Source organism: Pseudomonas syringae pv. coryli str. NCPPB 4273 (genome assembly GCF_000972175.1).
Classification (GTDB): Bacteria; Pseudomonadota; Gammaproteobacteria; order Pseudomonadales; family Pseudomonadaceae; genus Aquipseudomonas; species Aquipseudomonas syringae.
Genome location: NZ_AWQP01000047.1, coordinates 1 through 12,576, shown reverse-complemented (window position 1 = coordinate 12,576; position 12,576 = coordinate 1). Strand labels below are relative to the sequence as shown.

Below are 12,576 nucleotides of genomic sequence, written 5' to 3'. Positions count from 1 at the left end.
GCAGTCAAGTTTAATCACAGGTTGGCGCAACCTCCCACGCGTGCCGTGGTCGTAATGGCAGCTATTTATAAGATCAAAGGCAGTTCAATGAGCGCTGATGCAGAAAACGTCGTACTAATCGTCGAAGACGAGCCCCTGATCCTGATGCTTCTGGCCGATTATCTGTCGGGTGAGGGTTATCGTGTCCTGAAAGCCGAGAACGGCGAGCAGGCTTTCGAGATTCTGGCGACCAAACCCCATCTCGACCTGATGATCACCGATTATCGGCTGCCGGGCGGCGTTTCGGGCGTCCAGATTGCCGAGCCTGCGATCATGCTGCGGCCTGAGTTGAAGGTGATTTTCATCAGCGGTTACCCGGCGGAGATACTCGATTCGGGCAGCCCGATTGCGCTGAAGGCACCCATTCTCGCCAAGCCCTTCACCATGGACACCTTGCATACCCAGATTCAGAAGCTGCTGGCTTGATGACAAGTGGGCGGGCAACTGGACAAATCTGCGCTACCTGAAGCCTGAGCATTGCTCAGGCTTCTATCATTTCCCGTACTTTTGAAGTCAGGTGATCGAACGCAAAGGGTTTGGTGATCAATTGCATCCCTGTGTCCAGAAAACCTCCGCGCACCGCCGCATGTTCTGCGTAGCCGGTAATGAACAGCACCTTGAGCTCCGGCCGCAGTTGTCTGGCTATTTCCGCCAGCTGTCTGCCGTTCATGCCTGGCAGCCCGACATCGCTGATCAACAGATCGATGCGCTGTCCTGATTCGAGTATCGGCACCGCGTCCGACGCTTCTCCGGCCTCGATGAAGGTGTAGCCCAGCTCACCGAGCACCTCACTGACCAGCGTACGCACGGCCGGGTCGTCTTCGACAATCAACACGGTTTCACCATTCTCGGCATAAATGGCATTGCTCTGAAAACTCTGCTCGGCCTCAGACGCAAGCCCCTTAAAGCGCGGCAGAAACAGTTGTACGGTAGTACCGACGCCGACCTCGCTCTTGATCAGGACGTGGCCGTGCGATTGCTTGCTGAAGCCGTAGATCATCGAAAGCCCCAGACCAGTGCCCTGGCCGATGGGTTTGGTGGTGAAGAAAGGGTCAAACGCCCGACTGATGACGGTTTCAGGCATGCCGCAGCCATTGTCACTGACGCTCAGCACGACATAGTCACCAGGCAGCAGGTTCTCGTAGGCATTGGTGAACGATCTGTCCAGTTGCTGATTGGAGGTCTCGACCACCAGCGTACCGCCATCAGGCATGGCATCGCGGGCATTGAGTACCAGATTGAGCAGGGCGCTCTCCAACTGGTTGGGGTCGGCTTCTGCGGTCCACAGATCGTGCGCAAGACGCAGTTGCAGGTGAATGCTCTCGTTGACGCTGCGCTGCAGCAGTTCGTCCATGGCATTGACCAGATGGTTCATTTCGACCGGCTTGGAGTCCAGCGACTGACGCCGCGAGAAGGCCAGCAGCCGATGGGTCAGGGCGGCCGCGCGGTTGGCCGATGTGACCCCCAGATCGATCAGGCCATTCAGGTCTTCGATGCGGCCACGCGCCAGCCGGCGCCTTATCAACTCCAGGCTGCCGATAATGCCGGTCAGCATGTTGTTGAAGTCATGGGCAATCCCGCCGGTCAACTGGCCGACCGCTTCCATTTTCTGTGACTGGCGGAGAATCTCCTCTTTGTGACGCAGCTGCGAGGTTCGCTCTTCAACCTGTTGTTCGAGCGTTTCATTGAGGCGGCGCAATTGCGACTCGGCCTGTTTGCGCTCGGTGATGTCAGAGGTCACACCGGCAAGGGAGCCGACCAGGCCGTTCTTGCTGCGAGTGGCGCGGGCGCGTACATCCACCCAATTGAGTGAGCCGTCCGGCCAGACATTACGGTATTCGATGATCAAGTCGACACCGGTGTCCAGGCTGCGCTGCAGCGCCGATTGCATCCTCGGTTGGTCTTCGAAGTAGACGGCGGCCAGCCACTCCTGGTAATCAAGCGTGTTCTGCTCATCACGGCCGTAATGACTTTTGGTGATGTCCGAACAGGTCAGCTTGAGGTGTTCCGCCTCCAGCACCCATGAGCCCAGCCTGCCAGCCTTCAGGGCGTTCTGCAGGCGGCCTTCACTTTCGTGCAGGTCCTCCATGCGCGCCCGGGCTTCATACTGGCGTCTACGACCACGTACAGCCGTCATGACCAGACTGACCAGCGTGACGGGATGGAAAGGGCGTTCAAGAAAGGTCACGTTGCCCAGCAGGTTGCCCATGCGTGCCGACGGGTTGTGATCCGGTCCGCCGTGATGGGTCAGCAAAACGATCGGCAAGTCCGACCAGGGCGGCTGGCGGCCGAGGAGTTCGAGCAACGGGGTCATGTCGGCGTTGCGCAGTGCCTCGTCGGCGATAATCGCCAGGCCGGCGCCCGCGCTCAGCTCTCTGACCAGCTCGGACACATCATGGGCTACCGTTGACGGATAGCCCGCTTCGTCGAGAATACGCGTGGCGATCTGGCTGTCCCGCCCGCGTGGGGCGAGAATGATCGCGCGCTCTGACAACAGACCTGGAGTACTCACAGGTCGTCATCCTCCAGTAGCGGTTTCTTGTCACCCATGTATGACGGCACACCGCGCAGCACGCCCTGAAAGGCCGCCAGCGGTTCGCCGATTTTCAGTCCGCTGGAACTGATGCGGTACTCTCGGATAGTGGATTCGTGAGTGCCGGTACGTTTCTTGATGATCGATATGGCACGGCGTACCTGACCCAGCGCTTCGAAATAGCGCAACAGAATCACGCTGTCGGCAAGGTAGGTAATGTCCACCGGCGAGCGCATGTCGCCCACCAGTCCGTGTTGCGCTACGGTCATGAAGGTCGAGGCGCCCTGGCGGTTGAGGTAGAGCAGCAGCTCGTGCATGTGCAGAACCAGCGCGCTTTCTTCCGGCATTGCCGCCTGATAGCCGTTGATACTGTCGATGACGACGGTCTTTATCTGCTTTCTATCGACTGCGCGCCGCACGCGGTGTGCGAATTCACCTGGGGACAGCTCTGCCGCGTCGATCTGTTCGACCACCAGATTGCCGGTTTCCTGCAGCGCACGCAGGTCGATACCCAGTTTGAGCATGCGCTCGAACAGCAGGCCCATTTCCTCATCGAATATGAACAGGCCGACACACTCGCCGCGCGCCACCGCCTGTGCGGCAAAAACCAGCGAGATGAGCGATTTCCCGGTCCCGGCCGGGCCGAGAATCAGGGTGCTGGAGCCGCCCTCGATGCCGCCGCCCAGCAGATCGTCCAGCTCCTTGATGCCACTGCTCAATTGAGTGCGCGCGTAGTTGGAGCGGTGCTCGGCAGCCACCAGGCGCGGGAAGACTTGAATACCGTTCTCGGCAATGTTGAAGTCATGAAAACCACCGCGGTACTTCTGGCCACGGTATTTGACGATTTTCAAACGTCTGCGCTCGGCACCGTAGGTAGGTGTCAGTGCTTCGAGGCGGATAACGCCGTGGGCAACGCTGTGCACGGTCTTGTCCAGCGCCTCGGTGGTCAGGTCGTCCAGCAGCAGTACCGTCGCGTTGTAGCGGGTGAAGTAATGTTTGATGGCCAGAATCTGGCGCCTGTAGCGCAACGAACTCTGCGCCAGAAGACGGATTTCCGAGAGGCTGTCGATCACCACACGGGTGGGTTTGACGCGCTCGACCACCTCGAATATCTGCCGCGTTGCTTCACCCAGCTCCAGGTCAGAGGAATAGAGCAGGCTCTGGTGGTGATCGGCGTCGAGCAGGCTTTCAGGCGGCGTCAGTTCGAAGATATTGATATGTTCGTCGAGCTCCCAGCCGTGCGAGGCTGCACCCGAGCGCAACTCGCTTTCAGTCTCGGACAGGGTGATGTACAGGGATATTTCGCCCGCTGCCGCTCCGGCCTGCAGAAATTGCAGGGCCACAGTTGTCTTGCCGGTTCCGGGCTCTCCCTCAAGAAGAAACACATGACTGCGTGAAAGACCTCCTGCAAGGATGTCGTCCAGGCCTTCAATGCCGGTTGCCGCTTTTGACGTATTCAAGTATCGCCCTCTGATAACCGCACAGGTTTTGTTGCTATTCATTACTGGACCTTAAGGTGATGCGGCCGTTCCCTCTATTTGAGGGGGGCGGCCATATCCAATATAGCCGGGCGGGTGGTTTGCGGGTCCGGCGAATGTCAGTTCAGCCCGGTTACGATGTATCGGGTGCTGTTGTTATAGTCCTGCACCTGAACACCCCAATCTCCCTGAGGATCACGTCGTGACCGATTATCAAAGTTTCCGGGTCGAGCTGGCCGACAGCATTGCTCACGTACAAATCAACCGGCCTGAAAAACTCAACGCAATGAACGAGTCGTTCTGGACGGAGATAATCGACATTTTCGACTGGATAGAGTGCACTGACGAGGTACGCGTCGTGGTACTCAGCGGTGCGGGCAAACACTTTTCGTCAGGCATCGATCTGGCACTGCTGGCCTCGGTGGCCAGCCAGATGGGCAAGGATGCCGGGCGTAATGCCCGTCTGTTGCGGCGCAAGATCCGCGACATGCAGGCCTCGTTCACTGCCGTGGACAATTGCCGGAAACCGGTTCTCGCCGCCATTCAAGGCTATTGCCTGGGCGGCGCCATCGACCTGATTTCCGCGTGTGACATGCGTTATGCGGCGGCCGACGCGCAGTTCGCCATTCGCGAGATCGACATGGGCATGGCTGCCGATGTCGGCACGCTGCAAAGGCTGCCAAGGATCATCGGTGATGGTGTATTGCGCGAACTGGCCTACACCGGGCGTACCGTCGGCGCTGAAGAGGCGCAACGGATCGGGCTGGTCAATCGCACCTTCGATGACCCGGACGGTCTGTTGCAGGGTGTCCTGGCGGTGGCTCGGGAAATAGCCGGCAAATCGCCCATCGCCATCGAGGGCACCAAGCAAATGATCAGCTACATGCGTGATCACAGAGTGGATGACGGTCTAGAACACGTTGCCATCTGGAACGCAGCCATGCTGCAATCACCTGACCTGAAACTGGCGATGGCTGCGCAGATGAGCAAGCAGAAACCAGTCTTCGATAATTGATACATGACAAGGCTCGAGTCTGAGCTAAGGAGTTTCCCATGTCGCGCCCGGAGCGTTGGACAACTGCAGTTCTGGATGTCGAGGCCCCTGGCGGTTTGGCTGTGGTTCAGGGGGATCAGGGTTTTTTGCTGGATGCCAACGGGGTGCTGTTCCCCAGAAGCTGGCTGGCTGCGCAGGACCTGCCGGTGCAGAGCGAGCACGGCATCGGCTATTTCGACGGTGAGCCTGTCTACCTGCTGGTGCTGGAACGCTCGGTTAGCGTCGAGGGTTGCGCCTGGCAGGGCTTGCGTCAGTTCATGCTGGAAGGCGATTTCGCTGTTTTCCAGATGCTCGGCTACGCCGCGCAAGTCAGCACATGGGCGAGGGAACACCGTTTCTGCGGTGCCTGCGGTCGTCCCACCGTGCAGATTCGCGGGGAGCGGGCGATGTTCTGCGAGCACGATAACCTGCGGCTGTACCCGCGTATTTCGCCGAGCATGATCGTGCTGGTTACTCGGGGTGATGAAATCCTGCTGGCCCGCTCACCGCGTTTCGTCACCGGTATGTACAGCGCACTGGCCGGGTTTGTGGAGCCGGGTGAGTCTGCCGAGGACTGCGTACACCGCGAGGTGATGGAAGAGGTGCAGGTACGCATCAAGAACCTCAAGTACCGGGGCAGCCAGTGCTGGCCGTTTCCGCATTCGATGATGCTCGGGTTCCATGCCGAATACGAAAGCGGCGAAATTGTGCCACAGGCAGAAGAAATCGAAGACGCACGCTGGTTTCATGTCGATGACCTGCCGCCGTTACCGGCCAATCGGTCAATTGCCCGTTACCTTATCGAGGCGTACCTGGCCGAGCGTTCAGGCGCCCCCGAACCAGTGCTGCCAGGCTAGGCGCACGGTCAGGCCCAGGACCACGGTGATGAACACCGGGCGGATGAATTTGGCACCGCCCTTGATCGCGGTGCCTGCACCGAAGTAGGCACCAAGCATCACCGCAAGGCCCATGCTCAGGCCGATGATGTAATCCACCTGGCCAGAAAAGATGAACACCGACAATGCCACGGCATTGCTGACGAAGTTCATGCTGCGCGCCACGCCGCTGGCCTTGACCAGATCCACCGGGTAGAGCAGCAGGGTACTGACTGTCCAGAAGGCACCGGTACCCGGCCCTGCAACACCGTCGTAAAAACCCAGTCCCAGTCCTTGCGGCAGCTGCCATTTCTTCTTGATCGGCGCGTTGCTGTCCAGGGGCGCCTTGGGCGTGCCACCAAACAACAAGTACAGCCCGCAACCGAACACAATCACCGGCAACATCTGGTTCAGCCATTCGGCTGGCAGGTAATGGGCGATCACCGCGCCAAGCGCAGCACCGACTGCAGTACCGGCCACTGCATGCAGCCATTGGCCTGGGTCAAACAGCTTGCGACGGTAGAAGGTGAAACTGGCCGTCGCTGAACCAAAGGTCGAGCTGAGCTTGTTGGTGCCCAGCACCAGATGCGGCGGCAGGCCGGCTGTCATCAGCGCAGGGGTGGTCAGCAGTCCGCCGCCACCGGCGATGGCATCTATGAATCCCGCTATGAAAGCGACCACGGCAAGAATGGCGAGGGTGGTCAGGTCGACGCTGAGTTCAAAAGGCATGGTGGCAGAGGGCTTATGGCGAGGACGGCAAGGGGGCAGAATGGCTGCCCGAACGTGGCGCATTCTACCCCTTGTACAACGTTTGCAGGAAGTCAGATGTCGGTGAGCGCGACCCAGCGTTGCTCGGCAGCGGCCACGCGAATGGCCGTCGCCAGGCGCTCGATGTGCCACGCTTCCTCGAAGTCCGGGCCACGGCTGCGCTGACCGCATACGGCCTGGATGAGCGCTTGTACTTCGAGCGCCTTGAGCTCGTTGTAGCCCAACTGGTGGCCGGGAGCCGGGCAGAATGCGGCGTAACCCGGTTGTGCAGGGCCGGCCAGCAGGCGCTGAAAACCATCGCGCCCGGCTGCGCCTGTACGATAGAGGCGCAGCTCGTTAAGCCGCTCCTGATCGAACGCCAGCGTGCCCTTGGTGCCGCTGATCTCGAAACTCAGGTGGTTTTTGTAGCCGTGTTTGAGCCAACTGCTGCTGAAGGTTCCGCGCGCACCATTGGCAAAGCGCAGTAGCGCGTGCGTCTGGTCGTCCACTGCAATGGCGCGCATCTGCTGGCTGCCGAGGCTCGCCGGGCGTTCACGGTGTACGGTGCTGGAGTCGGCGCAGACTGCTTCGACGTCGCCCAGCAAATGACGCGCCATCGCCAGCAAGTGGCTGCCCAGATCGGCCAGCGCACCGCCCGCATGCGCCGCTTCACAGCGCCACGACCAGGGTGACGCCGGATTACCCATGAAATCCTCGCTGAACTCGCCCTGAAAGCTGACGATCACGCCCAGCTCGCCGGCTTCGATCATTTCTCTGGCAAGGCCGATCATCGGGTTGTGCTGGTAGTTGTAGCCGACCTGGGTGACGACCCCCGCAGCCTTGGCGCTACGGCGCATTTCATCGGCCTGGGCGAGGCTCACGGCCAGCGGCTTTTCGCAATACACGGCCTTGCCTGCAGCGATGGCGGCCATGGCCATGGGAAAGTGCAGGTGATTGGGGGTGGTAATCGCCACGATCTGCACGTACGGATCATCGATCAATTGCTGCCAGTCAGCGTGGCTGCGGTCGAAGCCCCAGGCGCTTGCGCATTGCTCGGCGCGTGCACTGTCGGCGTCCGCCAGCGCGGAAAGCCGGATGCGTGCAGGCAGATCAAGCGCGGCGTTGGCGTTGCCGAACGCCAACGCATGGGCGCGGCCCATGAAACCGGTGCCGATCAGTCCGATACCCAGTTGCGCAGGCGATGTGGAAAGGGATTCCCGCATGACATTCTCCAGAAAGGATTGTTGTTATGCGGAAAATATATTCCATATATTGTTTAAATGGAAAATTAATTCATTTTCTTTCTGCCAGTCAGAGGGATCTTCAGGATAAGAAGCCCCCGTCGACGTTCAGCGCCACGCCGGTGGTATAGCTGGAGGCCTCACTGGCCAGGTAAAGCACCGCGCCGGCCATCTCGCTGGGAGCGGCAACACGTTTCAGCGGGATCTGTGACAGCGCCATATTGAGGATCGCGTCGTTCTTGACCAGTGCCGATGCGAACTTGGTGTCGGTCAAACCGGGAAGCAGGGCGTTACAACGAATACCGAACTCGGCGCACTCCTTGGCAAACACCTTGGTCATGTTGACCACGGCTGCTTTAGTCATCGAATAGACGCCTTGATAGGCGCCCGGCGATACCGCGTTGATGGACGCCACGTTGATGATGCTGCCGCCGCCGTTCTCGCGCATCAGCTTGCCAGCTTCCACGGACATGAAAAAGTAACCGCGAATGTTGACGTCGACTGTCTTCTGGAAGGCGCCGGGATCGGTGTCCAGCACGTTGCAGAACTGCGGGTTGGTGGCGGCGTTGTTGACCAATACATCCAGGCGCCCGAACTGTTGGCGAATCTGCGCGAATGCACTGCTTATCTGTTCCAGCTCACCGATGTGGCAGGCAATGGCTGTTGCCTTGCCACCCTCGCTGACGATGGCGTCCGCCACCGCCTGGCAACCCTCGAGCCGGCGACTTGAGACGATAACGTGCGCGCCTTGCTGGGCCAGCAGCCGAGCAATGGCTTCACCGATTCCTCGGCTGGCACCTGAAACGAATGCAACCTTGCCATCAAGGTCGAAGAGCTGGGTTCTGGACATGTTATTTCCTTGTCTTGGCGCTGGCGGTCAGAGGCTGGATTTTTCGATCACGCTCAGGCTCATCTGCTCCAGCAGCCTGTTCATGTGAATGAATTGGGCAAAGCGTTTGTCCTGGGTCTGGCCATGGAAAAACCGGTAGTAGATCTGTTGCACGATACCGGCCAGACGGAACAGGCCATAGGTGTAGTAAAAATCGAAATTGTCTATGCGCACGCCAGCGCGCTCGGCGTAATAGTCGACAAATGCCTGGCGGGTCAGCATCCCCGGCGCATTGCTCGGCTGGCGGCGCATCAATTGAACCGGGGCTGGATCGTCGGCCTGTACCCAGTAGGCGAGGGTGTTGCCCAGGTCCATGAGCGGATCGCCAAGCGTGGTCAACTCCCAGTCCAGCACGCCGATGATGTGCATCGGGTTGGCCGGGTCGAGGATCACATTGTCGAAACGGTAGTCGTTGTGCACGATGCTCGAGGTGGGCGAGTCGGCAGGCATTTTGTCTATCAGCCAGCGCTTGACCTGCTCCCATGCCGGAGCGTCAGGGGTCAGCGCTTTTTCATAGCGTTCGGACCAGCCGGAAATCTGCCGTTGTACATAGCCTTGCGGCTTGCCGAGATCACCCAGGCCACAGGCCTGATAATCGACGCGATGCAGGTCCACCATTTTGTCGATGAAGTTTTTGCACAGCTGTTCGGTCTGTGCTGCATCCAGCGCTAGTTCCGGCGGCAGGTCAGAGCGCAGGATGATCCCCTTGACGCGCTGCATGACGTAGAACTCCGAGCCGATCAGTGACTCGTCCGTGCAGTGCAGATACGCCTCGGGACAGTAGGGAAAGGCTTCCTTGAGCTGATTGAGAATGCGGTACTCGCGACCCATGTCATGGGCGGAGCGCGCCTTGTGTCCGAAGGGTGGACGACGCAGTACCAGTTCCCGCTCAGGGTACTGAAGCAGGTAGGTCAGGTTCGATGCGCCGCCTGGAAACTGACTGATCGTCGGCGTGCCGTGAAGATCCGGCACGTGCGCCTTCAGGTACGCGTCGATCAGGGAGGCATCCAGTTCTTCGCCGCTGCGAATCTCGGTGGACTGGTCAGTCAGTGCCATACGTATCCCTTGTGTTTATTTTGGTCAGCGCAAACTATTGACTAATCTAATGATCGTCCAATCCGCGATCAAGCGCGTGACCGCTTTATAGGCTAGCGTGTTGCCGGGCAATCAGTGGCTCTGATCACTGTTTTGTAGAAACGTGCGGGCATAAAAAACCGAAGCCGGCAGGGCTTCGGTTTTCAGGTAGTACAGTCTGCTGCGCGGCAGGTTTATACCGGGAACAGCTCGCTGAGCTTCATGGCCAGCATCATGTCGCCTTCGGCACGCAGCTTGCCACCCATGAACGCCTGCATGCCATCGGTTTCGCCGCTGACGATGCCCTTGAGTATCTCGCTGTCCATGAACAGGGTCACGTTGGCGTCCGGGTTTTTGCCTTCCTGCAATTCGCAGGTGCCGTCCTTGACGATCAGGGCGTATTGCTTTTCTTCATCGGTGATGTCGAAGCCAAAGATCAGGTCCAGACCGGCAGCAGCAGCTGGGTTGAACTTGTTTTTCATGGTCTGTACAGCGTCTGCTACTGAGGTCATGGGGTGATCCTTTTAGAGTGAGTGCCAGCGTCCGACAGGACGCGATTGGCCGGGCTCAGCGATAGGTGATGAGCTCCGGCGCCTTCAGCAGTTGCAAATGCGTGTAACCGTTGAAGGAAGCCAGGGTCACGTCGTTGCCTTTGAATTTAAGCTGGTGCAACGACGTATTGACGATGTGCCAGTGAAGCTCCAGTGCCTTTGATGCAGGCATTCCGGTAATCAGATGCAGCAGGGCGGTAATGGTGCCGCCGGAGGTGAATACCGCGATACGCTCATGCGGGCCGGCAGCCTGGAGAATCCGCTTCAGGCCTGCTTCGACGCGGGCCACGAACGCCTGCCAGCTTTGCAGACCCGGTGTGTCGTAGTTGCCACTCAGCCAGCGCCCGGTAATCAGGTTGAACAAGCGCTGGAACCCTGCAGGGTTTGCGGCGGCATCGCGCAGAATATCCAGCGCTTGTGGTTCGTCTTCGAGCAGCGCCGGTATCAACGCCCTGATCACACCTTCGGCATCGAACTCATCGAACGCGCTGTCCAACTGCACATCAGGCGTATCGAGGCCTGCTTCGGTGTACTGGCCCAGTACATGCTGGGCGGTGTCTTTCTGGCGCATGAGCTCGCCGGACACGCAGCGATCGAAGCTCAGGCCTTGCTCGGCAAGATGGGCACCCAGCACCTGAGACTGACGAATCCCCACGGGCGACAGCACGTCGTAATTGTCGGCACCAAATGAGGCTTGGCCATGTCGTATCAGGTAGATGCTGCCCACGTCCGTTTCTTCTCGGTACGCTGAAGGTTCACCGAGGTTATGAGGGATGCCGGGGGACTGTCAATGAAAAAACATACGCTCGTTTGAAATCATCGTTTTAATGGTTTGTAACGGGTCATTGGCTGGTGCGCCGCACAGGGCGTCGGTATGCTGCATTCATCACAGCCCTTGATTGGTAAGGGCCTGACACTAATGAGGGATATTCGTGGATTTCGTTGTCGATTACGCAAGTTTTCTGGCCAAGACCGTGACGCTGGTGATCGCCATCGTTGTGGTGCTGGTTGCCATTGCGTCCATGCGTGGCAAGGGCCGTCGCAAGTCGTCCGGACAATTGCAGGTTACCCGGCTCAATGATTTCTATAAGGGCCTGCGCGAACGGCTTGAGCAGTCATTGCTGGATAAGGAGCGCCTCAAGACGCTGCGCAAGGAGCAGGGCAAGGCGCTGAAGAAAGAAAAAAAACAGGCCGAGCCCAAGGCCCGTGTCTACGTGCTGGATTTCGACGGGGACATCAAGGCCTCGGCGACTGAAAGCATGCGTCATGAAATCACCGCGCTGCTGACCCTGGCCACCGACAAGGACGAAGTGGTGCTACGCCTGGAAAGCGGCGGCGGCATGGTTCACAGCTACGGCCTGGCGTCCTCGCAACTGGCGCGCATTCGTCAGGCAGGCATCCCGCTGACCGTGTGCATCGACAAGGTCGCGGCCAGCGGCGGCTACATGATGGCGTGTATCGGCAACAAGATCATCAGCGCACCGTTCGCCATCCTGGGGTCCATTGGTGTGGTGGCACAACTGCCCAACGTCAATCGCCTGTTGAAGAAGCACGACATCGATTTCGAAGTGCTGACCGCCGGTGAATACAAGCGGACCCTGACGGTGTTTGGCGAAAACACCGAGAAGGGCCGCGAGAAATTCCAGCAGGACCTGGACATCACCCACGACCTGTTCAAGAACTTCGTTGCCAGCTACCGCCCGCAACTGTCCATCGACGAAGTAGCAACGGGCGAGGTATGGCTGGGCATGGCAGCGGTCGACAAACTGCTGGTCGATGAACTCAAGACCAGTGACGAGTACCTGGCCGAGCGCGCCAAGGATGCCGATGTGTTTCACCTGCACTACGTGCAACGCAAGAGCCTGCAAGAGCGCATGGGCATGGCGGCAGCCACCTCAGCGGATCAACTGGCCACCAAGTGGTGGGGACGTTTGACTCAGCAGCGGTTCTGGTAGGTGTGGGTGAAAAGCTGACTTGAGTCGAATCTCAATCCAACTCACATCCCAGAACCGCTGTGTGACGCGGAGCGTCACGAACTGCATTCCCACGCGGAGCATGGGAACGATAGTTATCAGTTCCAGAGCCGCGCCTTTAGCCAAATTGCTCTAAAGTGCTT

At 59.1% G+C, this 12,576-nt stretch carries 12 protein-coding genes; 4 read left to right on the top strand and 8 right to left on the bottom strand.

What is annotated here, in order from left to right:
• The first annotated feature begins 87 nt into the window (after positions 1-87).
• The gene (locus P406_RS18810) at positions 88-465 is read left to right on the top strand and encodes a response regulator (RefSeq protein WP_003318062.1); all 378 of its coding nucleotides are present in this window, start codon (positions 88-90) and stop codon (positions 463-465) included.
• Positions 466-520: 55 nt separating this feature from the next.
• Here P406_RS18810 and P406_RS18805 read toward each other — a convergent pair whose 3' ends face one another.
• On the bottom strand, positions 521-2,551 hold the full coding sequence (locus tag P406_RS18805; protein ID WP_046237000.1) for a response regulator: 2,031 nt from the start codon (positions 2,549-2,551) through the stop codon (positions 521-523).
• Positions 2,548-4,032 carry an ATPase domain-containing protein gene (locus P406_RS18800; protein WP_046237016.1) on the bottom strand — a complete coding sequence of 495 codons (1,485 nt, stop codon included), beginning with the start codon at positions 4,030-4,032 and terminating at the stop codon, positions 2,548-2,550. Before P406_RS18800 ends, P406_RS18805 begins: the two co-directional genes overlap by 4 nt.
• A gap of 220 nt (positions 4,033-4,252) precedes the next feature.
• Here P406_RS18800 and P406_RS18795 point away from each other — a divergent pair, with 220 nt between their 5' ends.
• Together P406_RS18795 and nudC are read left to right on the top strand one after the other, a co-directional pair.
• Entirely contained in the window at positions 4,253-5,065 is an 813-nt protein-coding gene (locus P406_RS18795) for a crotonase/enoyl-CoA hydratase family protein (RefSeq protein WP_046236999.1), read from the top strand.
• Positions 5,066-5,103: 38 nt separating this feature from the next.
• Positions 5,104-5,940, top strand: a complete 837-nt coding sequence (gene nudC / locus P406_RS18790; protein ID WP_016568067.1) for an NAD(+) diphosphatase — start codon at positions 5,104-5,106, stop codon at positions 5,938-5,940.
• Here the strand turns inward: nudC and P406_RS18785 are convergent.
• From P406_RS18785 to P406_RS18760, 6 genes are all read right to left on the bottom strand, one after another.
• On the bottom strand, positions 5,908-6,687 hold the full coding sequence (locus tag P406_RS18785; RefSeq protein ID WP_003410257.1) for a TSUP family transporter: 780 nt from the start codon (positions 6,685-6,687) through the stop codon (positions 5,908-5,910). The two genes, nudC and P406_RS18785, sit on opposite strands and share 33 nt — an antisense overlap.
• A 92-nt stretch (positions 6,688-6,779) precedes the next feature.
• Positions 6,780-7,928, bottom strand: a complete 1,149-nt coding sequence (locus P406_RS18780; RefSeq protein ID WP_046236998.1) for a Gfo/Idh/MocA family protein — start codon at positions 7,926-7,928, stop codon at positions 6,780-6,782.
• Between the two features lie 100 nt (positions 7,929-8,028).
• Positions 8,029-8,796 carry an SDR family oxidoreductase gene (locus P406_RS18775; RefSeq protein ID WP_003348996.1) on the bottom strand — a complete coding sequence of 256 codons (768 nt, stop codon included), beginning with the start codon at positions 8,794-8,796 and terminating at the stop codon, positions 8,029-8,031.
• Positions 8,797-8,823: 27 nt separating this feature from the next.
• Positions 8,824-9,891: a phosphotransferase family protein gene (locus tag P406_RS18770; protein ID WP_046236997.1), complete on the bottom strand. Its 1,068-nt coding sequence runs from the start codon at positions 9,889-9,891 to the stop codon at positions 8,824-8,826.
• Between the two features lie 212 nt (positions 9,892-10,103).
• Positions 10,104-10,421, bottom strand: coding sequence for an SCP2 sterol-binding domain-containing protein (locus tag P406_RS18765; RefSeq protein ID WP_046236996.1), 318 nt, complete (start codon positions 10,419-10,421; stop codon positions 10,104-10,106).
• Positions 10,422-10,476: 55 nt separating this feature from the next.
• Positions 10,477-11,187, bottom strand: a complete 711-nt coding sequence (locus P406_RS18760; protein ID WP_046236995.1) for a histidine phosphatase family protein — start codon at positions 11,185-11,187, stop codon at positions 10,477-10,479.
• A 205-nt stretch (positions 11,188-11,392) separates the two neighbouring features.
• Between P406_RS18760 and sohB the strand changes: the two genes are divergently transcribed.
• Positions 11,393-12,415 carry a protease SohB gene (sohB, locus tag P406_RS18755; RefSeq protein WP_003369385.1) on the top strand — a complete coding sequence of 341 codons (1,023 nt, stop codon included), beginning with the start codon at positions 11,393-11,395 and terminating at the stop codon, positions 12,413-12,415.
• The last annotated feature ends 161 nt before the right edge of the window (positions 12,416-12,576 follow it).

What these genes read in the sequence shown, in the direction of transcription:
- P406_RS18785 (WP_003410257.1), bottom strand. Translation starts at nt 6,687, where the DNA reads ATGCCTTTTGAACTCAGCGTCGACCTGACCACCCTCGCCATTCTTGCC.
- P406_RS18765 (WP_046236996.1), bottom strand. Translation starts at nt 10,421, where the DNA reads ATGACCTCAGTAGCAGACGCTGTACAGACCATGAAAAACAAGTTCAAC.
- P406_RS18775 (WP_003348996.1), bottom strand. Translation starts at nt 8,796, where the DNA reads ATGTCCAGAACCCAGCTCTTCGACCTTGATGGCAAGGTTGCATTCGTT.
- P406_RS18810 (WP_003318062.1), top strand. Translation starts at nt 88, where the DNA reads ATGAGCGCTGATGCAGAAAACGTCGTACTAATCGTCGAAGACGAGCCC.
- P406_RS18780 (WP_046236998.1), bottom strand. Translation starts at nt 7,928, where the DNA reads ATGCGGGAATCCCTTTCCACATCGCCTGCGCAACTGGGTATCGGACTG.
- nudC (WP_016568067.1), top strand. Translation starts at nt 5,104, where the DNA reads ATGTCGCGCCCGGAGCGTTGGACAACTGCAGTTCTGGATGTCGAGGCC.
- P406_RS18770 (WP_046236997.1), bottom strand. Translation starts at nt 9,891, where the DNA reads ATGGCACTGACTGACCAGTCCACCGAGATTCGCAGCGGCGAAGAACTG.